The following is a 26,097-nucleotide window of genomic DNA, read 5'->3' as shown; positions in this document are numbered from 1 at the left end:
CGCCCTGATCGGCAGCGTGTTCTCGCCTTATTACGCGTGGGCGGGGCGCAAGACCCCGATCGACCATTGCGCGCTCAATGTCTGCCTTTACGGGCCCGGCGCGCGGCGCTGGGCGATGACCGAGCGGCGCGCCGGAGCGATGAGCGTCGCGCCTGACGCCGTGAGCTTCGGGCCCAGCTCGGTCCGGTTCGAGAACGGCGCGCTGATCTACGACATCGAGGAGTTCGGCGCGCCCATCCCCTATCCGGTGCGCGGCCGGGTGACGATCCGCCCCGAGATCGAACAGGCCAAGACCTTCGTCATCGACCGCGCGGGCCGGCATGTCTGGCGGCCGGTCTGGCCGCGCGCGCATGTCGAGGTCGCGTTCGACGCGCCCGATCTTAGATGGTCGGGACGCGGCTATGTCGACATGAACGCGGGGGCCGAGCCGCTGGAGGAGGGGTTCACCTTCTGGAACTGGTCGCGCGGCGACACCGAAGACGGCGCGGCGATCCTTTATGACAGCGTCTGGAAGGACGGCGGCCGCGATCCGCTGGCGCTGGCGATCGGCGCGGACGGAACGGCGAAGCGGTTCGAACCGCCTGCGCCCGCGCCCCTGCCCACGACCGGCTGGCGGGTCGGGCGGGAGACGCGCTCGGACGGCGCGGCGCGCGTGGTGGAGACGCTGGAGGACACCCCGTTCTATTCGCGCTCGCTGATCGAGACCGAGCTTGCCGGCGGCACGCGGCAATGCATGCACGAAAGCCTCGATCTCAGGCGGTTTGCATCAAGCTGGGTGAAGGTGCTTTTGCCCTTCCGCATGCCGCGCGCCTATTGGGGCCCGCGCTGAGGGCGAGCCTCAGTCCTTATCCTTTTTCTTGTCGCGGTTGAGCCTGACCAGCTCCCAGACCGCGAAGCCGAGCACGAGCCCGAAGACCAGGATCATCTCGACCAGGAAGATGATGTCGTTGCTCATGCCGGCGCCGTCCTCGCACGCCGGACGATCTCGGCGTTCAGCACGCCCGCGAAGCTGACCCAGGCGATGTAGGCCGTGAGCAGCCAGGCCGCGAGCGTGTCGATCTGCGCAAACGCCCAGATATTGAGCGCCACCGCGATCCACAGCGCGACCAGCTCGGCGAGCGCCAGGCCGGGCTTCTTCAGCCCGAAGAAGACCGCCGACCAGCCCGCGTTCAGCACCAGCTGCACGCCCCAGATCACCAGCGCCGGCCCGATGCCTGCGATGTCCCAGACCCGCCAGGCGGCGTAGGCCATGAGCACGTATAAAAGCCCCCAGGCGATCGGGAAGAGAAAGTCCGGCGGCGTCCAGGACGGCTTGTCGAGCTGTTTGTACCATTCGCCGGGCCGGAACACCCCGCCGGTGAGCGAGGCGAGGAAGACCAGCCCCAAAAAGGGCGCGATCGTCCAGAGCGGCGCGTCGGTCATGGCTCTCCTCGCGAAGACGGGTTCGGGGCCGTTAGATAGCGCGGCGGAGCGGCCGCGGCGAAGCGGCCGCGCTCAGGCCGGTGCAATCACCCCGCATCAACGCGCGGCGCGCCGGGCTGTTCAGTCGGGTTTTCCGCCGTCTTCGCCCGAGCCCGGTTCGGCGTCCTTATCCGAGCGCGCCTTGTCTCGCCTGAGCGAGTAGAGCTCCCACACGCCCCAGAGCACGACCGCGCCGGCGATCAGGCCCTCGAAAAGAAGCGGTAGGTACTGGCGCATCAGCCCCGGCTTTCACGGCTCAGCGGTACGGGTTGGTCTGAGGCGCGCTCGCGGCGTTCGAGCTCGTGCAGGATGGCGATCATCCGGCCCCAGTGCTCGTCGATGCGCCACCAGGCCGGGGCGGGCGCGCCAGCCGCGTCGGTGGGGGCGGCGGCGACCAGAAAGCGCGTCTCTTCAAGGCACGCCGCGCCCGCGTCGCCGGACGGCGCGGCGGCGTCCATGACCCCGGCGAAGGCGAGCGCGAGCTTGCGCGAGGTCGAGGTGCTCGCCCGGATCGAGACCGTGTCCCAGCCGTTGCGCTCGGCCTGCCGCCCGATCTCGCGATAGATCCGGGCCGCGGCGTAGATCGCCGGCCGGCAGGGCCGGGGCAGAAGCGCCACGCCAGGTCTGGCGCGGGCGTAGAGCCGGTCGGCTTCCTCCGCGAGGCACCTGATCACGCCGGCCAGACGGTGATCGAAATCGGGCGCGGCGAGCCAGGCGTCCGGATCGATCCCCGCCTCGGTCATCCAGGCGCGCGGCAGGTAGAGCCGGCCGTTGCGGGCGTCCTCGCCCACGTCGCGGACGATGTTGGTGAGCTGCATGGCCACGCCCAGATCGCAGGCGCGCGCCAGCGCGGCCGGGCTGCGCACGCCCATCACCAGAGCCATCATCGCGCCGACCGACCCGGCGACGCGGGCGCCGTAGGCGCGAACCTCCGACACCGTGTCGTAACGCCGCCCGCCCGCATCCCAGGCGAACCCTTCGATCAGAGCGGCGGGCAGGGCCTTGGGGATGTCGTGGGCGCGCACGACGTCGGCGAAGGCGCGGTCGACGGGGTTGTTCGCGGGCCGGCCGGCATAGACCGCGTCCAGCCGTGCACTCAGCCGCGCGCAGGCCGCATCCGGATCGCCGCCATTGTCGACCGCGTCGTCGGCCGCCCGGCAGAAGCCGTAAAGCGCGTAGGCGCTCTCGCGCACCGTTTCGGGCAGGAGCAGCGAGGCGGCGAAGAAGCTCTTCGATCCGCCGCGAATGGCCGTCCGGCAGGCGGCGAGATCGTCGGGGCTGGCGAAACGGTCAGGCATGGGTCCTCGCGTCGGGAACGACGGCGTCGAGCACGCGCGCGGACGATAGCACGCCCGGCACGCCGGCGCCCGGATGGGTTCCGGCGCCGACGAGATAAAGCCCCTCGACGTCCTCGCACTTGTTGTGCGGGCGGAACCAGGCGCTCTGGGTCAGCACCGGTTCGAGGCCGAACGCGGCGCCATGCAGCGAATTCAACCGATCGCGAAAATCCAGCGGAGTCATGATCCTGGACACCGTCAACGCCTCGCTCAGCCCGGGAAGCAGGGTCTGTTCGAGTCGCCTTTCGATAGCCTTACGGTAGGGTTCGGCCTGCGCCTCCCAGTCCGTCCCGCTTTCCAGATTGGGCACCGGGGAGAGCACGTAGAACGCCTCGCAGCCGTCGGGCGCGAGGCTGGGATCGGTCGCGGTCGGCCGGTGCAGATAGAGGCTGAAATCCTCCGCCAGCGTCTTGTGCTTGAAAATATCGTCGATCAGTCCGCGATAGCGCGGGCCCAGCGCGATGGTGTGGTGATCGACGTCCTCGTAGCGCCGGTTCGTGCCGAAATACCAGACGAACAGGCTCATCGAGTAGCGCGCGCTCTCCACCTTGCGGTCCGACCAGCGCTTGCGCGGCGCGCCCGATAGAAGGTGCTTGAAGGTGTGGCCGGTCTCGGCGTTGGAAACGACGATGTCGGCGGGCACGTGCTCGCCGCTCGCCAGCCTGACCCCGGTCGCCCGGCCGGCCTGCACGGTGATCTGGTCGACTTCGGCGTTGCACCGCACCTGCCCGCCCTGATGGGTGATGAGGCCCGACAGGCCGCGCACCAGCTCGCCGGTGCCGCCCATGACGAAATGCACGCCCCATTCGCGCTCGAGATAGGAGATCAGGCAGTAGATCGAGCTCGCCGCGAACGGATCGCCCCCGATCAGCAGCGGGTGGAAGCTGAGCGCGGTGCGCACCTTTTCGTTCTTCACATAGCGCGAGACCAGATCGTAGACCGAGCGATGGCCTGAAAAGCGCAGCAGATCCGGCGCGATCTTCAGCATGTCGCCGATCGAATTGAACGGCACATGGCCGAGCTGTTCGAACCCGATCTCGAAGATCTGCTTGCTCTTCTCAAGGAAGCGCTCATAGCCGGCCACGTCGCCGGGCTCGAACTTCGCGACTTCGGCCCGCATGGCCGCCGCGTCGCGCGAGCAGTGAAACACCGAGCCGTCGTCGAACCGGATGCCGTAGAACGGGTCGATCTCCCGAAGCTCGACATCGTCGGAGAGCCGCCTGCCCGCCAGCGCCCAGAGCTCCTCGAGCAGGAAGGGCGCGGTGATAATGGTCGGCCCGGCGTCGAACACATAGCCCTGGTCGCGAAAGACGTAGGCCCGGCCGCCCGGCGCGTCGAGCTTTTCAAGGACCGTGACCCGATAGCCGCGCGCGCCCAGCCGCACCGCTGCGGCGAGCCCGCCGAAGCCGGCGCCGACGACCACCGCATGGGGCCGATTGTCTTCGCCCGCTGGGCTGTTGACGGCTTTGAGCATGGCGTGTCCTTTCCGCGGCCTCAGCCGGCTTTCCTGGCGCTGCGGCGTTCCGGCGCCGGGGCGGTGAGCACGCCGTTGCGTTCGGCGGCCCTGATGACGGCGGCGGCGGCGGCGGCGGGGTCTTCTTCATGGGCGAGATGGCCCAGGCCTGCGAGCGTCTCCACCCGGCGCGCCGGGATCGTTCGGCTCGCGGTGTCGGCGTCCCCAGGCGGTGTGGCGTGATCGTTTTCGCCCAGCACCAGCGTGGCTTCAGGCTGCAGCCTTGGAAGATCGTCCTGAAGCGGGCGCAGCTTCCAGTGCGCCATCAGGCGCAGCGCGCCGGCGACATGATCGGGCCGCTGCAGCAGGCGAGCGTAATACCCTGCGCCCTCGGCGTCGAGGCGCGAGCCGGTCCTGGCGATCAGCTTCGCCACCCGGTCGGGATCGGCGCGCCGGGCGAACAGGCGCGGAGCGACCGGGTTGAGGAAGGCGAGCTTCACAAGGCCGGACGCCAGCCCGTCCGCCGCTCCGCCATAGGGTTTGAGCGCCGGGGCCAGCCCGACGACGGCGGCCGGCTCGATGATCCGGTCCAGCGTCATGCGCAGGGCGATCGCCGCGCCGGCGGAGTGGCCTGCGACGACGGCGGGTTCGACGCTCAGCGCGCGCAAGAGCCCGCCCAGCGCCTCGGCGACCCGGGGCAGGCCGGGCGCGTCCATCGCCGAGCTGAAGCCGTGCCCGGGCAGGTCGGCCATGACGATTTCGAACCGGTCGGCCAGCTGCGCCGCGACGTCCCGGAAGGAGTGGGTCGAGGCCGCCGTGCCATGTATGGCCAGGAGTTGCGGGCCTGCGCCGAAGCGCTGGACGTGCCAGCTCAGCCCGCCTGCGCCGACGATGTCGCTATGGCTCCGGTGCGGCCAGTCGGCGGGGATCATCGCGGTCTTCACGCTGCGGCCTTCCGCGCCAGATCGGCGAGCGCGCCGGGGTCTGCGACCGGCAGGCGCACATAGCGGGCGGCCATCTCGCCGGCGAGGGTTTTCGCGGTTTCCGCGCCGCGGCGGGACATGTCGACCACCAGCGCCGAGCAGCCCGAAGCGCGCAGCCGGCGGGCCGCCTCGACCGCTTCGGCCTGGGCGGTTTCCCGCCCCGGCGTGCCGTCGCGAGCGATGTTGGCTGCGCCGTCGGTGAGGAAGACCAGGGTCACGCTCCGGCCCTGCCTGGCCGAAGAATGCGCCATCATTTCAGCGGCTTCGATCGCTGCGGCCAGGGGCGTTCCGCCGCCGCCGGGCAAGGCGGCGAGGCTGCGCTTGGCGCGGGTGAGCGAGCGGGTGGGCGGTAAAAGCGTCTCCGCGCCGGGGCCGCGAAAGGCGATGAGGGCGACCTGATCGCGGCGCACATAGGACTCCGCGAGCATGAGTTCGACCGCGCCCTTGGCTTCGGCCAGACGATTGAGCGCCAGCGATCCCGAGGCGTCGACGATGAAGACGGTGACGGTTTCCGCCTTTGGTTTGAACCGCTTGATGCGGAAGTCCTCGCGCCGGACCTCGATGGGCTGGCCGGGCAGGAAGCGCTTGAGCCCGGTGCGCCGGACCTTGCCCCAGGGGGCGGCGGCGCGCAGCGTGGCGAGGATGTCGAGGCGCTGTCCCGCGACCGGATCGCCCCGGCGAACCCCGGCCGGCCGGCCCCTGAGACCGTCCTTCCGGACTGCGCCGGCCCGGCCCGCCCCGGCCGAGCGGGTGGGCGCGGCGCCGGCCTGAAGCTTCAAAAGCAGGCCTTCGGGGATGGAGGCTGCGGCGGCTTCCAGTGTGATTTCAGTGAGTTCGTCAGGCGCGAGGGCGTCCTCGTCAGTCTCGTCGGATTCAGCCTCCCGATCGGGCGCTTCATCCTGAGAGTCGGCGGTTTCATCATCAGGCGCGCGATCTTCGTCGCTCTCGGGATTTTCCGGCTCGGGCGCCTGGGGGATCTGCCGGGCGCGCGGGGCGAGGACGAGCCGGGCGGCGAGCGCGGCGTCGTCCTGGGCGATCTCGTCGCGGCCGGCGAGCGCGGCCGCCGCCCGCGCGGCCCGAAGCGCCATCAGCGGCGCGCGCAGCGAGACGATCCCCAGCGCCGCGGCGGTTTCGGTCAGGGCGCGCCCGGCCTCGCCGTTGAGGATGTGGGGCAGGCGCACCTGCGCCATGGCGACGTCCTCGATCTCCGGTCCCGGCCCGGCGGCGTCGAGTTCGCCGAGAGAAACCTCCGAGAGGTCGATCTGAAGGGCGAGCCGCTCGGCCAGAGCGGCGGGCGGCGCCTCGTCGGGGTCGGCGCTTTCATCGAGCGCGACGATCAGCGGCGGCGCTGCGCCTTCCAGCGCGGCGGCGAGCCGGCCGGCCAGGCCCGCCTCTGCGCGTTCGGCCATGGCCAGCACGCCGACGCCGTAACGGCCGATCTGTTCGAGCAGGCCCGCCCGGCGGACCGGCTTTCCAGCCTTGAGGGTGGCGGTCAGGTCGATCCCGCCTAGAAGCGCCTCGTCGTTTACAGACGCCGGGATGCGCCGCCAGGGCGTGTCGTCGTTGAGGAGCGACCGGAAATAGTCGAGCCAGGCGTCGCGTGCGGGCCCGGCGCGGGCGGTCAGCACCGCGCCCCCGAGCCCCGGATCGATCGCGAGCAGCGCCGCGGCCAGGCGCGCCTGCGCCCAGCCCCGCGGCGTATGCGCGGTCTCGGTCACGCGGCGAAGGCCTCGGTGAGGCCGCGTTCGATCCGCACCGAAGAGCCCGCCTCGTCCAGCGGATCGCGGCGCAGCCGGTGGCGCAGTGCGGCGGGCGCGACGGCCCGCAAATGATCGTCGGTGATCGCGTCCGCGCCGTCGAGCGCGGCCCTGGCGCGGGCGGCGCGGATCAGCGTCAGCTCGCCGCGCAGACCGTCCGCGCCGAGCGCGAGGCAAACCTCAGAGGCGCGCCGCAGCGCCGCTTCAGGCGCGTCGACCGTGGTGACCTTCTTCTGCGCGGCCGCGACGGCGTCGCGCAGCTCCGCCTCGGCGTCCTTCCACTGGGCGCAGAAGGCGTCGGGATCGCGCTCGAAGGCGTCGCGGCGGCGGACGACCTCGACCCGGTCGTCGATGTTTTTCGGCGTCTCGACCTCGACCGACAGGCCGAACCGGTCGAGCAGCTGGGGCCGCAGCTCGCCCTCTTCGGGGTTGCCGCTGCCGACCAGGACGAATTTCGCCGGATGGCGCACGCTCAGCCCGTCGCGCTCGACCACGTTCTCGCCGGTCGCCGCCACGTCGAGCAATAGATCGACGATGTGGTCTTCGAGCAGATTGACCTCGTCGATATAGAGAAAGCCACGATTGGCCCGCGCCAGCAGGCCCGGCTCGAACGCCTTCTCGCCCTTGCGCAGCGCTTTTTCGATATCGAGCGCACCGACCACCCGGTCCTCGGTCACCCCCAGCGGCAGATCGACCACCGGGGTGGGCTTTCTGACCTGCGCGCCGCGCGACTTCGCGTCGCCTGCCGGCGGCGGATCGCCGGGCGCGGAGTTGTAGGGGCAGGACTCGAACGTCTCGATCTCGGGAAGCAGCCCGGCCAGCGCCCTGACGGCGGTGGACTTCGCCGTGCCCCGGTCGCCGAACACCAGAACCCCGCCGATCCGCGGCTCGACGCAGGCCAGCATCAGCGCCTGCTTCATCTCGTCCTGTCCGACGATGGCGGAAAACGGAAAGGTGTAGCCCATGCTGCGCGCCCGGCCCCGTGAGTCTGCGACAGCCTCAACTGTCCAACAGATTGGACACTCGCACAATTTCTTTCCGACAGACAGGGGGCGCCCGCCACCTCCACCCCCGCCGCGACCGTATGACGCCTCGCCGCGCCCGGCTTTCGGGGTGTAAGCGTTAAATGACACAAAAAATGTACGGGTTTTTGGACAGCCCCGTACGCGCCGGGGAGGCCAGCCATGCGAATCTTGCTCATTCACCCGAACTATCACTCGGGCGGTGCGGAAATCGCGGGCAGCTGGCCGCCGGCCTGGGTGGCGTATCTTTCCGGGCCGCTGAAGCGGGCCGGGTATACCGACATCCACTTCCTGGACGCGATGACGAACCATCTGAGCGACGCCGATCTGCGCGCGAAGATGGAAGAGCTTCAGCCCGACGTGGTGGGGACCACGGCGATCACCCCGTCCATCTACACCGCCGAGCGGGTGCTGGAGATCGCCAAGGAGACCGTGCCCGGCGCGGTGCGGGTTCTCGGCGGCATCCACGGCACGTTCATGTTCAAGCAGGTGCTGTCCGAAGCGCCCTGGATCGACGTCATCGTGCGCGGCGAGGGCGAGGAGATTTTCCTCAATCTCGTCACCGCCATCGCCGAGGGCGCCTGGCCGCATGCGCGCTGGGACATCAAGGGGCTGGCCTTCCGCGACGGCGAACAGATCGTCTCCACCGAAGCCGCGCCGACGATCAAGGATCTCGACACGCTGGAGCCCGACTGGTCGCTGCTGGAATGGGACAAGTACATCTACGTCCCGCTCGGGGTGAAGGTGGCCATTCCCAACATGGCGCGCGGCTGCCCCTTCACCTGCAGCTTCTGCAGCCAGTGGAAGTTCTGGCGGGATTACCGGGTGCGCGATCCCAAAAAGGTCGTCGACGAGATCGAGCATCTGGTGAACGAACACGGGGTCGGGTTCTTCATCCTCGCCGACGAGGAGCCGACGATAAACCGCAAGAAATTCATCCAGTTCTGCCAGGAGCTGATCGATCGCGGCCTGCCCGACAAGATCAAATGGGGCATCAACACCCGCGTCACCGACATCATGCGGGACAAGGAGCTTCTGAGCTTCTACCGCGAGGCCGGGCTGGTGCATGTCTCGCTGGGCACCGAAGCGGCCGCCCAGCTCAAGCTCGACACCTTCAACAAGGAAACCAAGGTCGAGGAGAACAAGGAAGCGATCCGGCTGCTGCGCGAAGCGGACATCTTCGTGGAGGCCCAGTTCATCGTCGGGCTCGACAACGAGACCGAGGAGACGCTGGAAGAAACCTATCGCATGGCCTGGGACTGGCAGCCCGATCTGGCGAACTGGGCGATGTACACGCCCTGGCCGTTCACGCCGCTGTTTCAGGCGCTCGGCGACAAGGTCGAGATCTTCGACTTCGAGAAGTACAATTTCGTCACCCCCATCATGAAGCCCGAGGCGATGGAGCGCGGCGAGCTTCTGAACGGGGTGATGAAGAATTATCGCCGCTTCTACATGCAGAAGGCGCTGTTTCATTACCCCTGGCGGGGGACCGGGTTCCGGCGCCGCTATCTGCTGGGCTGTCTGAAGGCGTTCCTGAAAGCCGGGTTCAAGCGTCAGTTCTACGATCTGGGCAAGGCGAACTACTGGGGTCCGCAGTCGAAAAAGACGGTCAATTTCAATTTCGACCGCACCCGCCAGATCGCTCCGGCCCAGATCGACGACTGGCAGGCGAACGCCGACAAGGCGGCGATCAAGCGCGCGCGGCGTCTGTCTGAAAATCCCGAACCGGTCATGGCCTGCGGCGGCGGGACCGAGCAGATGAAACCGGCGGAAAAGCCCGGCGCGCGGGCCACCCTGATCGACACGCGGTGAGGCGATGGCGCTCGATCTCAGCCCGGCCGGCGCCGCCGGCCTCGATACGGCGGCTGAAACCCGGCCGGCGGGGCTGATCGGGCCCAATTCGGTCCTTCAGACCGAAACCGCGCTGATCGAAGCGGGCGGGCCTGCGCTGGCGCGCGCGGTCTTCGCCCGGGCCGAGCTCGGCGCTCTGCTCGAAGAGCGGCCTTCGGCGATGATCGACGAGCAGATCCCCCGCGCTTTGTTCGACGCGCTGTTTGACCTTCTGCCGCGCGATCAGGCGCTGGCGGTCGCGCATCGCGCGGGACGGCTGACGGGCGCTTATATTCTCGCCCATCGCATTCCGCGCTTCGCACAAGCGATCCTGAAACTCCTGCCCGGCCGCCTCGCCGCGCCGATCCTGCTGGCTGCGGTGCGAAAGCACGCCTGGACGTTCGCAGGCTCGGGCGTGTGCACGACCGCGCCGGGCCGGCCGGCGACGCTGGAGATCGCGGGCAACCCGCTCGCGATGCCCGGCTGCGTCTGGCATGCGGGCGTGCTGGAGACCCTGTTCGAAACGCTCGTCAGCCCGCGCGCGGTCGTCCGTCACACGCGCTGCGGCCATGACGGCGCGCACGCCTGCCGATTCGAGATCGCCGTGTGAGGCGCGCCCCGAGCCGCCCTCACCGGTAGATCATGTCCACCGTGTCGAAGGCGCCGGCCTCATGGTCTTCGCAGAACAGGGCGTGGTCGCGTTCGAGCCGGTCGGCGGCTTCCTCGGCGAAGCGGACCATGTCGGCGATGAAGAGCTTTTCCGGCGCGGCGGCCTGAACGATGGACGGCTCGATGTCGTAATCGAGCTGGCCGAGCTCGTCGGACAGCGCATGCGAGCGCGCGAGCGCGGCGCCGCAGACCTTCGCGTATTTCTTCCAGGTCTTGTCGCTGAGCTCGTCAAGATCGATGTCCTCGCGGAACGGGGCGCGCTCGCGGGTCATGAAGCTTTCGCCGTAGATCTCAACCGCGCCGTAGAAGACGTCGCCATGGGCGAGCTGGACCGCCTGGCCGTGCGCGATCCGGTCGGCCTTTTCCCCGGCGTGGAAGTCCGAGGGCGGTACGAGGCCCTCGAGGGCGGAGCGCCGGGCGCGCTTGAACTCGATGATGAGGTCGTCGGTGGCGTCTTTCGAGGGGCCTTCGATCAGCACGTAATAGCGCGGCAGGCCGAGCGAGGCCGTGCCCTGGCCGTGGCGCTTGGCGACGTCCTTGACCTTGAGCTCGCCCGCGCGGTCGGGCCGGTCGAAATGCTTGGATTTCGCCAGCCGGTCAACGGCGTCCTGAAACCGGTCGATCTCCGCGGAGATCGGCTGCAGCTCGTCATTGGCGCGAAAGCCCCGGCCGTTCTCGTCGAGATAATCGTCCGCCAGCCATTCCGCGCGCCCCTCGCACGCTTCCTCGAACAGGCGTTCGACGACGTCGGGGGAGTTGTGCATGCGGTAGTCGGCGTTCTTCTCGGTGGCCCGGTCGGCGAAGCCGCGCATGGCCTCGAGATAGCCTTTGACGAATTTCCTGATGATCTTGCGCCGTTTCTTGCGCTTCAGCCCGCCTTCATAGGCGGCGGCGATCCAGAACCCGGTCGCGCCGCGTTTGAGGTCCCAGGTGAAGGGCGCATAGATCGTCTCGTCGAAATCATTGACCCCGAAGATCGGCGCGCCGTGCCGGTCGGGCATGACGCCGAAATTTTCCGGGTGCACGTCGCCCAGCGCCATCACCGTGGGCATGCTCGCGTCCTGCCCGGCCATGTCGCGATAAAACAGGAGCGCCGTGCCGCGGAAGAACTTGAAGACGTCCCCGGCCAGCTCGTCGAACTTGCGCCGCGCGCCGTGATCGCGCTGCTCGATCCTGGAGGCGTGATCCTCGCGCAGGGTGGCGCGGACATGCTCGCGGCGGGCCTGACCGGTGAGCTGGGCGGGCGGAACGACGGGCTCTCCCGCCGCGATGCGCTTTGCGAGATCGGCGAAGGCTTCGGTCCGGCCCTCGGCCTTCCAGGAGGACTGGATGTCGGTCTCCTCGCGCTCGGCCTCGGGCCGCGCGCCGGCCTTTTTCTTCGCGGCTGCGCTGCGCGTGCGGGTGGTCTGACCGGATCGGCTCGACGCCGATCGCGAGGACCGGCTTTTCGCCGACGACTTCGAGGTCGACTTCTTCGCGGCGGATTTCGACGCGGACTTCGACTTGCGTTTGGTCTGGGCGGCCATGGCGCGATCCTTCTCGGGCTCACGCCAGCGAACGCGCCCGGACCGGCGCCGTTCCGGTCCGGCTTTCCCGGCTGCGCGCTCACGCGCTAGAAAGGGGGTCATGACCTTTCACCTCGCTTTGCGCCCCGCCCTCGCTGTCCTGCTGGCTCTGACCGCCGCCGTGTCTGCGGCGCATGCGGACGAGGCGCCCGGCGTGCTGCCGCTGCGCGAGCGGGCCGAGGTGATCGACCGGATCCTCGCCGAGCGGCTGGACACGCTCGCGCCGGAGATCATGCGCGCCGAGGGCGTGGACATGTGGATCCTGATGGCGCGGGAGTATTTCGAGGAGCCGGTGGTCGCCAGCATGCTGGACGCGCGCTCCATGCATGCGCGCCGGCGGACCATCCTGGTCTTCCACGATCCGGGCGAAGGCGCGGCGGTGGAGCGGCTGACGGTCAGCCGTTACGGGCTCGCGGGTCTGTTCGAACCGGCCTGGGACCCTGAAATCGAGCCCGATCAGTGGGCCGCCGTCGCCGACATCGTCGCCGAGCGTGATCCGGAGACGATCGCGATCAACATCTCAGACCTCACCGCCTTCGGCGACGGCATGACGGCGAGCCAGTACGCGGCGCTTCGCGCGGCGCTGCCCGAGAGCTATCAGGAGCGCCTCGTCTCCGGCGAAGGGCTGGCGGTGCGCTGGCTTCAGACCCGCACGCCCGGCGAGATCGCGCTCTATCCCGGCGTCGTGCGCATCGCCCATGAGATCATGGCGCGCGCGTTTTCGGCTGAGGTGATCACGCCGGGCGTCACCACCGCCGACGACGTGGTCTGGTGGTATCGCGAGGAGGCTGCGCGGCTGGGCCTTCAGCCGTGGTTTCACCCCTCGGTGGGGATCCAGCGCCAAGGCGCGGACGGCATGCTGGGCGGGGACGTGGTGATCGAGCCGGGCGATCTGCTCTGGACCGATTTCGGGATCACCTACCTGCGGCTCAGCACCGACACCCAGCAGCTCGCCTATGTGCTCAAACCCGGCGAGACCGAACCGCCGGCCGGGCTCGTGGCCGGGCTGAAAGCGACCAACCGGGTGCAGGACATCCTGCTTGAGAAGTTCGAGGCCGGGCTCAGCGGCAACGAAATCCTCGCCCGCGCCCGCGCACAGGCGATCTCCGAAGGGCTCGATCCGTCCATCTACACCCACCCGATCGGGATTTACGGCCATGGCGCAGGCCCGGCGATCGGGTTCTGGGACAATCAGGACGCCGATCCGCGCGGGGCGGGGCCGATCCGTCCGAACACCGCCTGGGCGATCGAGCTGACGAGCTATTCCGAAGTGCCCGAATGGGGCGGTCAGCGCGTCGATTTCCGCTCCGAGAAGGACGCGATCTTCGATGGGCGGACCGTGCGCTATCTCGACGGACGGCAGACCGAACTCATCGTGATACCGTCCGCCCCCTGATCACGCCTGCCGCGGACGTATGGAACAATCCGGCGGTCTGGCGTAGGAAGAGGGCCGGGCCTTGCGGGCTGCGCAAGGACGGGATTTCGCGGACCGGGCGGGGAAAGTGCGCCGGGCACGCGAGGGGGAGACTGATGTCCGAAAACCTCATCGCCGTCTTCGGCGGCTTCCTGCTGCTGTTCATCGCGTTCGTGTTCTCCACCAACAAGCGCAAGATCCGCCTGCGCGTGGTGGTCGCCGCGCTGGGGCTGCAGATCGGCATCGGGGTGCTGGTGCTCTATCTGCCCGCAGGCCGCGCCGCGCTCGCGGCCATGTCGCAGGTGGTCAACGAGCTTCTCGGCTTCGCCAGGGCCGGCATCGAGATGGTGTTCGGCCCGCTGGTCTCCGAGGTGGGGTTCAGCTTCGCGCTCAACGTCCTGCCGGTGATCATCTTCTTCGCCGCCCTGATGGCGGTGCTCTACCATGTCGGGATCATGCAGTGGGTGGTCCGCATCGTGGGCTGGCTGCTGCACAAGCTGCTCGCCACGGGCCGCGTGGCCTCGCTGAACGCGGCGGCGAACATCTTCGTGGGCCAGACCGAGGCGCCGCTGATCGTGCGGCCTTATCTGGCGGGCATCACCAAGCCGCAGCTGTTTGCGATCATGACCTCGGGGCTGGCCTCGGTCGCCGGCACGGTGCTGGCCGGTTACGCCCAGCTCGGGGTCAGCGTGGAATATCTGCTGGCCGCGAGCTTCATGTCCGCGCCGGGCGGCCTCCTGATGGCGAAGATCATCATGCCCGACGAGGGCAAGGACGACGAACCCCAGGACCTCGTCAGACCGCGCGAGAAGGACGAGCGGCACGCCAACGTCATCATGGCGGCTGCAGTCGGCGCCAAGGACGGTCTGTGGCTGGCGCTGAACATCGGCGCGATGCTGATCGCCTTCGTCTCGCTGATCGCGCTGGTGAACGGGATTCTGGGCGGGCTCGGCGGGATGGCCGGGATCGAGGGGCTGACGATCCAGCGCATTCTGGGCTTCGTGTTCTCCCCGCTGATGATCGCGCTCAGCATCCCCGTCGCCGAGGCGCAGGCCGCCGGCGCGATCGTGGGCGAGAAGCTCGTGATCAACGAGTTCATCGCCTACATCACGCTGACCCAGAACCTCGAGGCGTTCTCCCCGCGCAGTCAGGCGATCCTGACGATCGCGCTGTGCGGCTTCGCCAATCTCAGCTCGATCGGCATCCTTCTGGGCGGGCTGGGCAGCCTGGTGCCCGACCGGATGGGGGAGATCGCGAAGTTCGGCCTGCGCGCGGTGCTGGCCGGCTCGCTGTCGAACCTGATGAGCGCAGCGATCGCGGGTGCGTTGTTCCTGCCATGAGGATGACGACTTGAGCCGCCGGGTCCTTCTCGACTGCGATCCGGGCGTCGACGACTGCATCGCGCTGATGGCCGCGCTGGGCGCGCCCGAGGCGATCGATCTCATCGCCGTGACGACCGTGGCCGGCAACGTCCCGGTCGAGACCTGCGCGCGCAACGCCGCAGGCGTGCTCGCCGTGGCCGGGCGAGGCGATCTGAAGGTCTACGCCGGCTGCCCGCGGCCGCTTGTGTTCGATCCGGTCTTCGCCGAGCACATTCACGGCGAGACAGGCCTGGGCGCCGCCGAGCTGCCCGCGCCCGACGGCCCGCCAGAGACCCGGCACGCGGTGGATGTCATCTGCGACACGCTCGAAGCCGCCGAACCGGGCTCGATCACGCTGGTGCTCACCGGTCCGATGACCAATGCGGCGATGGCGCTGGTCAAGGCCCCGCACCTCATCGAGGCGATCGACGAGATCGTCGTCATGGGCGGGGCGCGCGAGGCGGGCGGCAACATCACCGCCTCGGCCGAATTCAACATCTACGCCGATCCGCACGCCGCCCATGTGGTTCTGAACGCGGGCGCGAAGGTGACGATGATCGGGCTCGACGCGACCTTGCAGATCCGCTGCACGCCGGACCGGCTGGACCGGCTCAGGCGCGCCGATCACGCCGCGCCGCGCGTCGCCGCGGACATGGTCGAGCACGTCAACGGCGTGTACGGCGAGATCTACGGCGCGGAAGGCGCGGCGCTGCACGATCCGTGCACGATCGGATACCTGATCGCGCCCGATCTGTTCACCGCCCGGCCCGCTCATGTCAGCGTGGACACGCGCGACGGGCTGACCCGCGGGCACACTTCGGTGGACGTGCACCTGCTCGGCGGAAAGCCTGCGAACGTGAACTGGGTGACGGGGCTCGACGCGCCGGCCCTGTTCGATCTTCTGGTCGACCGGATGGAGCGTCTGTGAGGACACGATGGTGACCCCGGTTTCGATCCATGTCTGCGGCTCGGTCAATCTCGATCTCGTGACCACGTGCGCGCGCCTGCCCGAGGCCGGCGAGACCGTGCTGGGCGGCGCCTTCGCCAAGCATCCCGGCGGCAAGGGCGCGAACCAGGCGCTCGCCGCGCGACGGCTGGGCGCGGAGGTCCGCCTGATCGCGCGCACCGGCGACGACGCCGAGGCCGAGGCGGCGCTGGCGCTTTTGCGCGCAGACGGCGCCGATCTCAGCCTCTGCCGCGCCGTCCAGGGCGAGACGACGGGCGTCGCGCTGATCGCGGTCGACGCCAGCGGAGACAATCAGATCGTCGTCGCGCCCGGCGCGAACGCCACGCTCACGATCGCCGACCTGCCCGGGACGATCGAGGGCGCGCTGATCGGCCAGCTCGAAGTCCCCGCCGCGGTGCTGGACGCCGCCGCGCAGCGCTGCACCGGGCTCGTCGTGATCAATCTCGCCCCCGCCGGCCCCGTGCCCGAAAGCCTGATCGCGCGCGCCGATCTTCTGGTAGTCAACGAGACCGAAGCCGCGGTCTATGGCCGCGATCGCCTGCTGGCCGCGGGCGGGCGGGTCGCGATCACGCTGGGCGCGCGCGGCGCGGTACTGTTTGAAGACGGCGTCGAGATCGCCCGCGCCGCCCCGCCAAAGGTGGACGTAGTCGACGCCACCGGCGCAGGCGACGCCTTCACCGGCGCGATCACCGTCGCGCTGATCGAGGACATGGCCCCTGACCGCGCGCTGGCCTTCGCCTGCGCCGCCGCTGCAGCCAGCACCACACGGCCCGGCGCGCAGACGGCCCTGCCGCGCCGCGCCGAGGTCGACGCGCTTCTGGACGCCCGCTCATGACCCGCGCCGCGATCGATCATTTCGACCTTTCGGACTACACGAACGCCGACGCGCCCGGCCGCCGCAGCTTCGGGAAGGCCTTCGTGGCCGCCCTGCGCCGCACCGGGTTCGTGACGGTGGAGGGCCATGCGCTGAGCGAGGCCGACATCGCCCAGGCCTACGAGGTCTGCGCGGCCTATTTCGCCCTTCCGGAAACCGAGAAGATGAAGGCGGCCGGCGCCTTGCGCGGCTATACGCCCTTCGGCCGCGAGCACGCCAAGGACACCGACGCGCCGGACCTCAAGGAGTTCTTCCAGATCGGCCACGAGACCGGCGCTAGGGAAGCGCCGAACGTCTGGCCTGATGAGCCCGAAGCCTTCCGCGAGACGATCCTTGCGCTGTTCGACCGGCTGATGGACAGCGCCCGGACGATCCTTCACGCGATCGAGGACGGGCTCGATCTGCCGCAAGACTATTTCACCAGCCGGGTGGAGGGCGGCACCTCGCTGCTGCGGCTTCTGCACTACCCGCCCGTGCCCGACGGCGCCGATCCGCGCTGTGTGCGCGCCGCCGCCCATGAGGACATCAACCTCATCACGCTGCTGGTCGCCGCCCAGGGCGCGGGGCTTGAAATCCTCGACCGGGACGGGCGCTGGCTGCCGGTGATGAACGCGCCCGGCCATCTGGTGGTGGACACCGGCGACATGATGGCCCGGATCACCGGCGGGGACCTGCCCGCGACCACCCACCGCGTGGTCAATCCGGCCGGCGAGAACGTCAGCCGCTACTCCATGCCCTTCTTCGTCCAGCCGCGTTCCGACGTGATGCTCGAACCCGTGCCGGGCCTCGACCCCGAGCGCGCCGAACCGCCTGTGAGCGCGGGCGCGTTCCTCGAAGAGCGCCTTCGCGCGATCGGGCTGAAGGACGGGTAGGGGCGGGCGCCGCCCTCTGTCACCAAACCGCAACATGGCGTGCACCGCCGCTCGCCGGCGTCTTCTGGACCCCTTGTCAGCGGGGCCGATGGCGACTTAGCCTTGAGGTCTGTGCTCAGGAGACCGCATGGCTGGTATCCATCAGGTTCTCGTGCGCCGGTCGGTTCAGTTTCATCTCACCGACTGGTTCAACGAATAAGCGCCGCCCCGGTTTGCGGACGGCGGCGGCCCGCCTGACACCAGGGCGGGCCAGCGCAGCGTTTCAAACGTGAAACCAGAGCGATGTCGCGCGCGCCCGGACGCTGATCCGCCCGCGCCGCGATAACCGCGCCTCCGGGCTGAAGTCTCGCCCGCGCCGTCCGTCCCGAAAGACTCTCATCAAGAACGACAGGGGACCTGTCCGCGACGACGCCTGCAGGGCGCGGCGGACGGAGCTTAGGAGACGGACCATGACCAAGGACCACAAGAACCACGTCGCCGGCGTCATCGCCGCGCTGTTCGCCGCCGGCGCGCTCGCCGCGCCCGGCTTCGCGCAGGACGCAGAGCCGGTGAACACCGAAGCTGACGAAACCGCGCGCGAACAGGCCGACGGCGTCGCCGAGCGCGACACCATCACGGTGGTCGGCTCGCGCATTCGCGGGCTCGATCTCGACGGCGCGGTGCAGGCTTACGAGCTCGACCGCCAGGACATCGAAGACAGCGGCGCCACCTCGATCATCGATCTGCTGGGCGATCTGACCATCACCGCGGGCGGGTCGGGCACCTTCTCGACCTCCACCGCCGGGCCGCTTTCGAGCGACACGCCGGTGGGCGCGGCCGGCGTCTCGCTGCGCGGGCTGGGGACCAGCGCCACGCTGACCCTGATCAACGGCCGCCGGGCCAATGTCGCCGCCTTCGCCAACGGCCAGGAAAGCTTTATCGACGTGAACGCCATTCCGCTGTCGGCGGTGGAGCGGGTCGAGGTGCTGCCCAACGGCGCCTCGGCGCTTTACGGCGCGGACGCGGTCGCGGGCGTGGTGAACTACGTGCTCCGCGACGATTACGAGGGCCAGGAGATCACCTTCAGCTACGGCAATTCGACCGCCGACACCGACGAAGGCAAGCTCAACGTCAATGCGATCATCGGCCGGCAGTTCGGCGACCATAACGTCACCGCCGTGGTGGACTACTTCAAGCGCAACGCGTTCTACGAGCGCGACCGGTCCTTCACCGAGGACAGCGTGCGTCCCAGCCAGCAGGGCTTCTATCCCAGCTTCTTCGACAACTTCTTCCAGAGCTTCGACCAGACTGAAGAGCCCGCCGACGGCGGCTGCCCGGCCGACCAGTTCGGCTTCGGCCCGCTGGGCGAGTTCTGCGAAGTGGACGTGAACGACTTCGTGTCGATCTCCGACGAGCTGGAGAGCGTGGGCGGGCTGTTCGTCCATAACTGGCAGGTCAACGACCGCCTGAAGATCTTCAACGAGCTGCTCTATCAGACCTCAGACAGCCGCGGCACCGGCTCGCCGGCGAACTTCTCGCGCGCGCCGATCGATCCGGAGAACCCCAACTGGCCGGCCGCGCTGCAGGCCGACATCGTCGCCGACGGCGGGGTCGTCGACTTCACCGATTTCTACGGCTTCCCGATCTTCGCCTGGGGCAAGCTGCTCGACCCGCGCGCGGTCGAGGTGGAGAGCGAAAGCTTCCGCTTCACCACCGGCTTCGAATACGATTTCGAGAACGGCTGGACGCTGGAGACGGGGCTTCTCTACGGCGGCAACGACCGCACCCAGCGCGGCGTGTCGGGGCTGGTGATCTCAGAGGCGTTCTACAACGCCAATCTGGGCAATCTGTGTTCGGACGGTACGACGGTGGACCGCTGGGACGTCGATCTCGGCCGTCCTTCGGCGAGCTTCATCGGCGACACCTGCGAGGACGTCGGCAAGACCACGCTGTGGTACAACCCGTTCGGCGGCCAGACCAACCAGCCCGACGGTCTGAGAGAACTTCTGGAGACCGAGGCCGAGCGCAACGGCGAGAGCCGCATGTTCGGCCTGGACGTGAACGCGACCGGCGACCTGTTCGACTTCAACGGCCGCACCATCAAGGCCGCGGTCGGCGCGGAATTCCGGCGCGAGGAAGTCACCGACACGCCGTCGGGCGTCGCGGTGGCCACGATCGACAATCCCGAGCCGGTGCTGGGTTTCTCCTCCACCAGGGTGGACGCCGAGCGCGACGTCTGGGCGGTGTTCGGCGAGCTCTACGTGCCGCTCTCCGACCGGCTCGATCTGCAGCTGGCCGGCCGGTACGACGATTACGAAGGCTTCGGCGGGGACTTCAATCCCAAGGTCGCGGTCCGCTACGAGGCGCTGGAAAACCTCATCTTCCGCGCCAACTGGTCGACCAGCTTCCGCGCGCCCTCGCTCGCCCAGTCCGGCGCCGGCGTGCTGCTGTCGTCCTACACGGTGGACTGCGCGGAAACGCCAGAGGCCTGCGACGGCGATGCGAGCGCGTCGGGCAATTCGCTGTTGTCCGAAGACGTGGGCAATCCTGATCTGGGCGCTGAGAACGCCGAGACCTGGGGCGCGGGCGTCCTGTTCCGTCCGACCTCGAACATCGACATCAATCTCGATTACTGGACGATCCGCCACGAGGACCTGGTGGGCATCGACGAGGAGGACTTCATCCGCCGCGCGCTGGCCGGCGAGTTCGCGGTGACCGGCGAAGGCCTGCTGCCGACGGGCACGCCGGGCGTGGAGGTCCGCAGCGGCTTCGTCACCGACGCGCACTTCCAGATCACCAATCTGGGCTACCAGGAGACCAGCGGGCTCGACTTCAGCTACACCCAGTATTTCGACGACGTGCTGGGCGGCGATCTCGCTTTCCTGTTCGACGCCACCTACCTTCTGGACTTCGAACGCCGGGCTTCGGTGAATTCTCCGGTCGAGCAGCTGGCCGGCGATTTCCGCTATCCCGAGCTTCTGGCCAACGCCACCGTGCGCTGGACCAGCGACGTGTGGCGCGCCTCGCTGACGGGGCGGTACACCTCGAGCTATGACGACGATCCCAGCCCGCGCACGCTGGACGCGGTCGGCCTGCCCGCCGACGCGGAGGTGGACGTGGACTCCTGGTTCGTGGTCGACGCCAATCTCAGCTATGACTTTGCGGAGAACACCTTCATCCAGCTCAACATCCGCAACCTGCTGGATGAAGAACCGCCGCTGGTGCTGGGTTCGGGCTCGAACGTGGACCTGATCAATCACGACGCGCTCGGGCGCTACGTGACCCTGCGTCTGCGCTACGGTTTCTAGGCCGGACGCCGGTTTGTCAGCACGGGCCGCGGCGGGGCATGGTTCGCGCCGCGGCCCGTTACGTTCTGCGCCGGTCTTCGGAGACCTGATCCATGGCGACCCCCGATCCTGCGGGCAAGGCCTCGCGCCTGCCCGACAGCTATCTCATCCTGTTCACCGTGGCGGTGCTCGCCTTCGCCGCCACCTTCGTGTTCACACCCGGCTCCTTCGAGCTCGCGCCGACGGCCGAGGGCGAGCGCGCGCGCATCGATCCGGGCAGCTATACGTCCTCAGGCAGGCCCGACCCCGCGCCGGTCTTCGGCACGGCCGAGGATCCGGGCTTTCTTAATTTCCTGTTCGAGGGCCTCATCGCCGGGGACCGGTATTCGGCCACGGTCGGACTCATGGCCTTCCTCTTGGTGGTCGGCGGCGCGTTCGGGATCATCATGCGCACCGGCGCGCTCGAGCGGATCCTCAAAGGCGTTCTGTCCAACCACGACAAGCCGTCCGACATGCTGGTGGCGATCCTGTTCGTCGTGTTCTCGCTTGGCGGGGCGGTGTTCGGCATGGGCGAGGAGGCGATCGTGCTGTGCCTGATCGTCGTGCCTGCGCTGATCCGGGCGGGATATGATTCCATCACCGGCGTGGTGGCCTGCTACGCCGCCACCCAGATCGGGTTTGCGACGAGCTGGATGAACCCGTTCTCGGTCGTCGTCGCGCAATCGATCGCCGATCTGCCCGCCCTGTCAGGGCTCGGCTTCCGGGTGGCGATGTGGACGGTGTTCACGGTTCTGGGCGCGAGTTTCGCCTACGCCTACGCCCGCAAGGTGCGCCTCAATCCCGAAGGCTCGCTGGCGCATAAATCCGACGCCTACTGGCGCAGCCGGGAAAAGGCGCTCGATCAGGACACGACGCCGGTCTCGATCGGCGATTATCTCGTGCTCGCGGTGCTGGGCCTCGGCGTCGTCTGGATCGCCTGGGGCGTGGCGGCGCAAGGCTATTACCTCGCCGAGATCGCCGCGCAGTTCTTCGCGATCGGGCTCGCCGCGGCGATCATCGGCCGGGTGTTCGGCCTCGGCGGGGTGACCGGCAACGATCTGGTCGGCGCTTTCAGGGAGGGCGCGATGCAGCTTCTGCCCGCCGCCCTGATCGTGGCTGCGGCCAAGGGGGTGGTGATCTTGCTGGGCGGCGACGATCCCACCGAACCCAGCCTTCTGAACGCCGCGCTTCACGGGGCGGGCCAGCTGACCGGCGCCCTGCCGGACTGGATGGCGGCGCTGGGGATGTACGCAAGCCAGAGCGCGATCAATCTTCTGGTGGTCTCGGGCTCGGGCCAGGCGGCGCTGACCATGCCGCTCATGGCGCCGCTGGCCGATCTCTCCGGGGTGACGCGCCAGACCGCCGTGCTCGCCTTCCAGCTCGGCGACGGGCTGACCAACATCATCGTGCCGGCCAGCGCCGCGCTGATGGGATGCCTCGCCGCGGCGCGCCTCGACTGGGCGGTCTGGGTGCGTTTCGTCTGGAAGCCGATGCTGGCCCTCATGGCGCTCGCCAGCGCCTTCGTGCTGATCGCCCAGGCGATCGGGTATTCGTGAAAGGGACGATCATGACACGCTTCCTTCTCGCCGGCGCGGCGGCAATCGCGCTCGGCGGCGCAGCGTCGGCCGAGCCGGGCACGCTGGTCATCGCCGGCGGCGCGCTCGACGATGCGAACCAGCCCGTGTTCGAGGCCTTCATCGCAGCGGCCGGCGGACCCGGCGCGCGCTTTGCGATCCTGCCCACCGCTTCAGGCTATCCGTCCGGATCGGCGGACGATTTCGCCCGGGCGCTGCAGAGCTACGGCGTAAAGGCGGACAATATCGTCCGGGTCGATCTCGCCGTCATGGACGATCCGGACACTGACGGCGTGGACGAAAGCAGCTGGGCGGACAACGCCAGCGACGCCGATGAGATCGCCAAGATCGAGGCTGCAGGCGGGATCTGGTTCACCGGCGGCGATCAGGCCCGCATCGCCGAAGCGCTGATCGAAGCGGACGGACGCGACACGCCGATGCTGCAAGCGCTCCGCGCGCGGCTCGCGAACGGTGCGGTCATCGGCGGGACCAGCGCGGGCGCGGCGATGATGAGCCCGGTGATGATCGTGCGCGGCGAGACCCTGCCGGCTTTGCTGGAAGCGCCCATCGGCCTTGCGGACGGGGCGGCGGCGCCGGAGACCGACCGGCTGGTGCTCGCCCGCGGGCTCGGGTTCTTTCCCTACGGCGTCACCGACCAGCATTTCGGCGAGCGCGCCCGGCTGGGACGGCTGGCGCGCGCGGTCGTGTCGATCGACGAGTCCCTGCGCATGGGCTTCGGCGTGGACGAGAACACCGCGATGATCGTCGATCTCGCCCGTGGTGAGATCGAGGCGCTGGGCGCCGGCGCGGTGACGATCCTCGACGCGCGGCAGGCCCGGCAGACCCCTGTCGCCGGCGCAGCGCGGATCGAGGGCGTTCACCTTCACCTGCTCAGCCATGGCGACAGGATCAGCGCCACGGGTCTGGACGTGCATGTGCCCGACTACAAGGCGCCCACCGTCGGAAACGAGTACTACGACCAGGCCGTCGTCTCCGGCGGCGGCATGGCGGTGTCCGGCGACACGCTGACCGCCGTTCTGGGCGACGCGCTTCTGGACAACGCAGCCTCCAGCGCAGTCGAGCGGGTGTCGTTTTCCGGCGAGACCGGCGTCGTCTATCGCTTCACCCAGGGCCGCGCCTCGGCCGGGTTCTGGGGCCGCGACGAGGACGGAACGGCGCGCTTTTCAGCCTTCGCGGTCGATTTCGACATCACGCCGGTGCGCCTGACCGTCACCCCGATTTCAGACGAGGATGTTCAATGACCCCTTACGCCATCGCGCTGCACGGCGGGGCGGGCGTGAAGCCCGGCCGCGATTACAGCCGCGCCGAAGCCCAGCTCAGGCGCCTCGCCGAGGAAGGCGCCGCCGCACTGAAGGCCGGGGCCTCCGCACTCGACGCGGTGGAGACCGCAGTCAAGGCGCTCGAAGCCGAAGGGCTGTGCGTGGCGGGCCGCGGCTCCGCGCCGAACACCGCCGGGTATGTCGAGCTCGACGCCTCGATCATGGACGGCGCGGCGATGAAGGCGGGCGGGGTCGCCGCCGTGCGCGACGTCGTCCATCCGGTCGGCGCCGCACGCCGGGTGATGGAGGCGGGCGAGCACGTGCTTCTGGCGGGCGAGGGCGCGATGGCGTTCGTCCGCGAGCAGGGCCTGGCGCTGGTCGCCGACCCGGCCGCCTATTACCGGGTGCCCGACGGGGTTGAACGCGCCGATTTCGAAGATCCGAAGGCCGCCGCGCACGGCACGGTCGGGGCGGTGGCGCTGGACCGCGAGGGCCGGCTCGCCGCGGCCACCTCGACCGGGGGCACGTTCGGCAAGCGCGCGGGCCGGGTCGGCGACACGCCGCTGATCGGACCGGGCACATGGGCGGACGGCGAGGTCGCGATCTCCGCCACCGGCGTGGGCGAGGCCTTCATCCTGGCCGGCGGGGCGGGGGATATGGCCGCGCGGATGCGCTATGGCGGCGCGGACGCGAAATCGGCCGCTGACGCCATGCTGGCCGGCGTCGCGCGCCACGGCGGAGACGGCGGGGTGATCGCGATCACCCGGACAGGAGAGGTCGTCTTCGCCTGGAACTCGCCGGGCATGAAACGCGCCGCGGCGGGATCAAACCGTCCGGTCTTCGCCGCAGTGGTGTGATCAGGGCCACGGCCCGGCCGGTCAGGGCCTGAAAAGCACGCTGTCGTCGACGCCTGACAGGGTGGGGCGGCCGAGCAGGGCGAGGGTGCGTTCGACGTCCTCGCGCAGGATCCTGATCGCCGCGTCGACGCCCGCTTCGCCCCCTGCGGCGAGGCCGTAGAGATAGGCCCGGCCGACCGCCACCGCGTCAGCGCCGAGAGCGTGCGCCTTGACGATGTCCGAGCCGCGGCGCACCCCGCCGTCGAAAATCACCTCGGCCTGACCGCCGACGGCCTTTGCGATCGCGGGCAGGGTGTCGATGCTGGCGGGTGCGGTGTCGATCTGCCGGCCGCCATGGTTGGAGACCCAGACCGCGTCCGCCCCGTTGTCGATCGCGCGGCGCGCGTCGTCAGGGCTGGCCATCCCCTTGATCGCCATCGGCCCGCCCCAGGCCTGTTTCAGCCAGCGCGCGTAGTCCCAGGTCACCGACCGGTCGAACTGCCGGTCGATCAGGTCCATCACGTCGCCCCCGCCCGCATGGGGAAAGTTCGACGGCTTCGCCGGTCCGCCAAGCGCCAGATCGATCAGATAGCCGGGCCGGGCCAGCGCCTGGCCGAGCGTCCTGCGGTTGATCTTCACCGGCAGGGAGAAGCCGTTGCGCGGATCGCGCTCGCGCTTGCCCGCCACCGGGGCGTCCACGGTGAGCACGAGCGCGGTGAAGCCCGCCTTTCTGACCCGGTCGAGCACGCCTTCGACCAGCGCCCGGTCGCGCCAGACATAGACCTGGAAGACTTTGGGACCCGGACAGGCCTCGGCGATCGCCTCGACCGGCTGGGTCGCCAGGGTGGAGACCGCATAGATCGCCTGATGCGCATGCGCCGCCCGCGCCGCGGCGAGCTCGCCCAGCCTCGGATGAAACAGGCGCTGCGCGGCGGTCGGCGCCAGAATGAAGGGGGTGGGGCTCTTCGCGCCGAGCACCGAGATCGACGTGTCGACCACGGAGACGTCGACCAGCGCCCGCCAGACCAGCTCCCGCGCGCGCAGGCGCTCGGTGTTGTTTGCGAGCGTGCGTTCGTCCTCCGCGCCGCCGTCGATATAGTCGAACACCATGCGCGGCAGCCTGCGCCGGGCGCGCGCACGCAGATCCTCGATCGACACGATGTCCTTCAAGCGCTCGCCCCGTCTCCGCCCGGCGCCCGCGCGCCGGCCTCAGCCATACGCGCTCAGCCCCGGCGCATCCAGAGGGGGGAAGATGGAGCGGGATCTGTGACCGGGGACAGGGTCATAGCGAACCTCCAGATTCAGTAGAGACTGCGGAAATCGAAAGTACATCATCTCCGCCAGGCAGATGATCTAAGGGAAGAATCCGGATCAGCGACGCGATTGCTATTCCTGTGAGGGTCACCCAGTAGCGGCTACCAGGCCGATTCCTCTGACAGCCTTGAACCGAGGCCCTTACACCCCGAGAAATCGGGGTGGCGGTCGGCTGTTCAGTGAAATACCGTCATGGTCGATGAGAGCAAACGCACCAAGAGGG

The 26,097-nt window shown here is 69.2% G+C and carries 21 protein-coding genes; 12 read left to right on the top strand and 9 right to left on the bottom strand.

From position 1 onward, the window contains the following. The first annotated feature begins 16 nt into the window (after window positions 1-16). Complete coding sequence (locus ABL308_03630) at window positions 17-829, top strand: hypothetical protein (GenBank protein XBQ16973.1); 813 nt, start codon at window positions 17-19, stop codon at window positions 827-829. A gap of 122 nt (window positions 830-951) precedes the next feature. Here the strand turns inward: ABL308_03630 and ABL308_03625 are convergent, their stop codons facing one another. From ABL308_03625 to bchI, 7 genes are all read right to left on the bottom strand, one after another. Next, the gene (locus tag ABL308_03625; protein XBQ16972.1) at window positions 952-1,422 is read right to left on the bottom strand and encodes a TspO/MBR family protein; all 471 of its coding nucleotides are present in this window, start codon (window positions 1,420-1,422) and stop codon (window positions 952-954) included. A 120-nt stretch (window positions 1,423-1,542) separates the two neighbouring features. Then, entirely contained in the window at window positions 1,543-1,698 is a 156-nt protein-coding gene (locus ABL308_03620) for a hypothetical protein (protein ID XBQ16971.1), read from the bottom strand. Then, complete coding sequence (locus ABL308_03615) at window positions 1,698-2,759, bottom strand: phytoene/squalene synthase family protein (protein ID XBQ16970.1); 1,062 nt, start codon at window positions 2,757-2,759, stop codon at window positions 1,698-1,700. Before ABL308_03615 ends, ABL308_03620 begins: the two co-directional genes overlap by 1 nt. Continuing rightward, window positions 2,752-4,272, bottom strand: a complete 1,521-nt coding sequence (locus ABL308_03610; protein ID XBQ16969.1) for a phytoene desaturase — start codon at window positions 4,270-4,272, stop codon at window positions 2,752-2,754. Before ABL308_03610 ends, ABL308_03615 begins: the two co-directional genes overlap by 8 nt. 20 nt (window positions 4,273-4,292) lie before the next feature. Next, on the bottom strand, window positions 4,293-5,195 hold the full coding sequence (gene bchO / locus ABL308_03605; GenBank protein XBQ16968.1) for an alpha/beta fold hydrolase BchO: 903 nt from the start codon (window positions 5,193-5,195) through the stop codon (window positions 4,293-4,295). Continuing rightward, a complete protein-coding gene (locus tag ABL308_03600; protein ID XBQ16967.1) occupies window positions 5,192-6,952 on the bottom strand; it encodes a magnesium chelatase subunit D in 1,761 nt (586 codons plus the stop codon). The genes bchO and ABL308_03600 overlap by 4 nt, the downstream gene beginning before the upstream one ends. Continuing rightward, on the bottom strand, window positions 6,949-7,956 hold the full coding sequence (gene bchI / locus ABL308_03595) for a magnesium chelatase ATPase subunit I (GenBank protein ID XBQ16966.1): 1,008 nt from the start codon (window positions 7,954-7,956) through the stop codon (window positions 6,949-6,951). The genes ABL308_03600 and bchI overlap by 4 nt, the downstream gene beginning before the upstream one ends. A 219-nt stretch (window positions 7,957-8,175) precedes the next feature. Between bchI and bchE the strand changes: the two genes are divergently transcribed. Continuing rightward, window positions 8,176-9,825: a magnesium-protoporphyrin IX monomethyl ester anaerobic oxidative cyclase gene (gene bchE / locus ABL308_03590; GenBank protein ID XBQ16965.1), complete on the top strand. Its 1,650-nt coding sequence runs from the start codon at window positions 8,176-8,178 to the stop codon at window positions 9,823-9,825. 4 nt (window positions 9,826-9,829) lie between these two features. Beyond that, entirely contained in the window at window positions 9,830-10,453 is a 624-nt protein-coding gene (gene bchJ / locus ABL308_03585; protein ID XBQ16964.1) for a bacteriochlorophyll 4-vinyl reductase, read from the top strand. 19 nt (window positions 10,454-10,472) lie between these two features. Here the strand turns inward: bchJ and ABL308_03580 are convergent, their stop codons facing one another. Further along, entirely contained in the window at window positions 10,473-12,038 is a 1,566-nt protein-coding gene (locus ABL308_03580; protein ID XBQ16963.1) for a DUF2252 family protein, read from the bottom strand. Window positions 12,039-12,138: 100 nt separating this feature from the next. Here ABL308_03580 and ABL308_03575 point away from each other — a divergent pair, with 100 nt between their 5' ends. The 9 genes from ABL308_03575 to ABL308_03535 all read left to right on the top strand — a co-directional run bounded on the left by ABL308_03575 (window position 12,139) and on the right by ABL308_03535 (window position 24,581). Further along, a complete protein-coding gene (locus ABL308_03575; protein ID XBQ16962.1) occupies window positions 12,139-13,473 on the top strand; it encodes a M24 family metallopeptidase in 1,335 nt (444 codons plus the stop codon). Window positions 13,474-13,607: 134 nt separating this feature from the next. Continuing rightward, window positions 13,608-14,831, top strand: coding sequence for a NupC/NupG family nucleoside CNT transporter (locus ABL308_03570; GenBank protein XBQ16961.1), 1,224 nt, complete (start codon window positions 13,608-13,610; stop codon window positions 14,829-14,831). Between the two features lie 10 nt (window positions 14,832-14,841). Then, entirely contained in the window at window positions 14,842-15,780 is a 939-nt protein-coding gene (locus ABL308_03565; protein ID XBQ16960.1) for a nucleoside hydrolase, read from the top strand. 7 nt (window positions 15,781-15,787) lie between these two features. Then, the gene (locus ABL308_03560) at window positions 15,788-16,654 is read left to right on the top strand and encodes a ribokinase (protein ID XBQ16959.1); all 867 of its coding nucleotides are present in this window, start codon (window positions 15,788-15,790) and stop codon (window positions 16,652-16,654) included. Continuing rightward, complete coding sequence (locus tag ABL308_03555; protein ID XBQ16958.1) at window positions 16,651-17,565, top strand: 2-oxoglutarate and iron-dependent oxygenase domain-containing protein; 915 nt, start codon at window positions 16,651-16,653, stop codon at window positions 17,563-17,565. The genes ABL308_03560 and ABL308_03555 overlap by 4 nt, the downstream gene beginning before the upstream one ends. Before the next feature lie 449 nt (window positions 17,566-18,014). Continuing rightward, entirely contained in the window at window positions 18,015-20,852 is a 2,838-nt protein-coding gene (locus ABL308_03550) for a TonB-dependent receptor (GenBank protein XBQ16957.1), read from the top strand. Window positions 20,853-20,944: 92 nt separating this feature from the next. Beyond that, a complete protein-coding gene (yfcC, locus tag ABL308_03545) occupies window positions 20,945-22,426 on the top strand; it encodes a putative basic amino acid antiporter YfcC (GenBank protein XBQ16956.1) in 1,482 nt (493 codons plus the stop codon). An 11-nt stretch (window positions 22,427-22,437) separates the two neighbouring features. After that, a complete protein-coding gene (locus ABL308_03540; GenBank protein XBQ16955.1) occupies window positions 22,438-23,706 on the top strand; it encodes a cyanophycinase in 1,269 nt (422 codons plus the stop codon). Then, the gene (locus ABL308_03535) at window positions 23,703-24,581 is read left to right on the top strand and encodes an isoaspartyl peptidase/L-asparaginase (protein XBQ16954.1); all 879 of its coding nucleotides are present in this window, start codon (window positions 23,703-23,705) and stop codon (window positions 24,579-24,581) included. The genes ABL308_03540 and ABL308_03535 overlap by 4 nt, the downstream gene beginning before the upstream one ends. Window positions 24,582-24,602: 21 nt before the next feature. Here the strand turns inward: ABL308_03535 and ABL308_03530 are convergent, their stop codons facing one another. Next, a complete protein-coding gene (locus ABL308_03530; GenBank protein XBQ16953.1) occupies window positions 24,603-25,730 on the bottom strand; it encodes an alpha-hydroxy acid oxidase in 1,128 nt (375 codons plus the stop codon). Window positions 25,731-26,097: the final 367 nt, after the last annotated feature.

Origin of the sequence: Oceanicaulis sp., assembly GCA_040112665.1 — a bacterium.
Taxonomy (GTDB): Bacteria; Pseudomonadota; Alphaproteobacteria; order Caulobacterales; family Maricaulaceae; genus Oceanicaulis.
Note: the sequence above shows the minus strand (reverse complement) of the source record. Positions and strands in the feature narration are given on the sequence as shown.

What these genes read in the sequence shown, in the direction of transcription:
- ABL308_03555 (XBQ16958.1), top strand. Translation starts at nt 16,651, where the DNA reads ATGACCCGCGCCGCGATCGATCATTTCGACCTTTCGGACTACACGAAC.
- ABL308_03575 (XBQ16962.1), top strand. Translation starts at nt 12,139, where the DNA reads ATGACCTTTCACCTCGCTTTGCGCCCCGCCCTCGCTGTCCTGCTGGCT.
- ABL308_03570 (XBQ16961.1), top strand. Translation starts at nt 13,608, where the DNA reads ATGTCCGAAAACCTCATCGCCGTCTTCGGCGGCTTCCTGCTGCTGTTC.
- bchE (XBQ16965.1), top strand. Translation starts at nt 8,176, where the DNA reads ATGCGAATCTTGCTCATTCACCCGAACTATCACTCGGGCGGTGCGGAA.
- ABL308_03550 (XBQ16957.1), top strand. Translation starts at nt 18,015, where the DNA reads ATGACCAAGGACCACAAGAACCACGTCGCCGGCGTCATCGCCGCGCTG.
- bchJ (XBQ16964.1), top strand. Translation starts at nt 9,830, where the DNA reads ATGGCGCTCGATCTCAGCCCGGCCGGCGCCGCCGGCCTCGATACGGCG.
- bchI (XBQ16966.1), bottom strand. Translation starts at nt 7,956, where the DNA reads ATGGGCTACACCTTTCCGTTTTCCGCCATCGTCGGACAGGACGAGATG.
- ABL308_03615 (XBQ16970.1), bottom strand. Translation starts at nt 2,759, where the DNA reads ATGCCTGACCGTTTCGCCAGCCCCGACGATCTCGCCGCCTGCCGGACG.
- ABL308_03540 (XBQ16955.1), top strand. Translation starts at nt 22,438, where the DNA reads ATGACACGCTTCCTTCTCGCCGGCGCGGCGGCAATCGCGCTCGGCGGC.
- yfcC (XBQ16956.1), top strand. Translation starts at nt 20,945, where the DNA reads ATGGCGACCCCCGATCCTGCGGGCAAGGCCTCGCGCCTGCCCGACAGC.
- ABL308_03625 (XBQ16972.1), bottom strand. Translation starts at nt 1,422, where the DNA reads ATGACCGACGCGCCGCTCTGGACGATCGCGCCCTTTTTGGGGCTGGTC.
- ABL308_03610 (XBQ16969.1), bottom strand. Translation starts at nt 4,272, where the DNA reads ATGCTCAAAGCCGTCAACAGCCCAGCGGGCGAAGACAATCGGCCCCAT.
- ABL308_03580 (XBQ16963.1), bottom strand. Translation starts at nt 12,038, where the DNA reads ATGGCCGCCCAGACCAAACGCAAGTCGAAGTCCGCGTCGAAATCCGCC.
- ABL308_03535 (XBQ16954.1), top strand. Translation starts at nt 23,703, where the DNA reads ATGACCCCTTACGCCATCGCGCTGCACGGCGGGGCGGGCGTGAAGCCC.
- ABL308_03560 (XBQ16959.1), top strand. Translation starts at nt 15,788, where the DNA reads ATGGTGACCCCGGTTTCGATCCATGTCTGCGGCTCGGTCAATCTCGAT.
- ABL308_03620 (XBQ16971.1), bottom strand. Translation starts at nt 1,698, where the DNA reads ATGCGCCAGTACCTACCGCTTCTTTTCGAGGGCCTGATCGCCGGCGCG.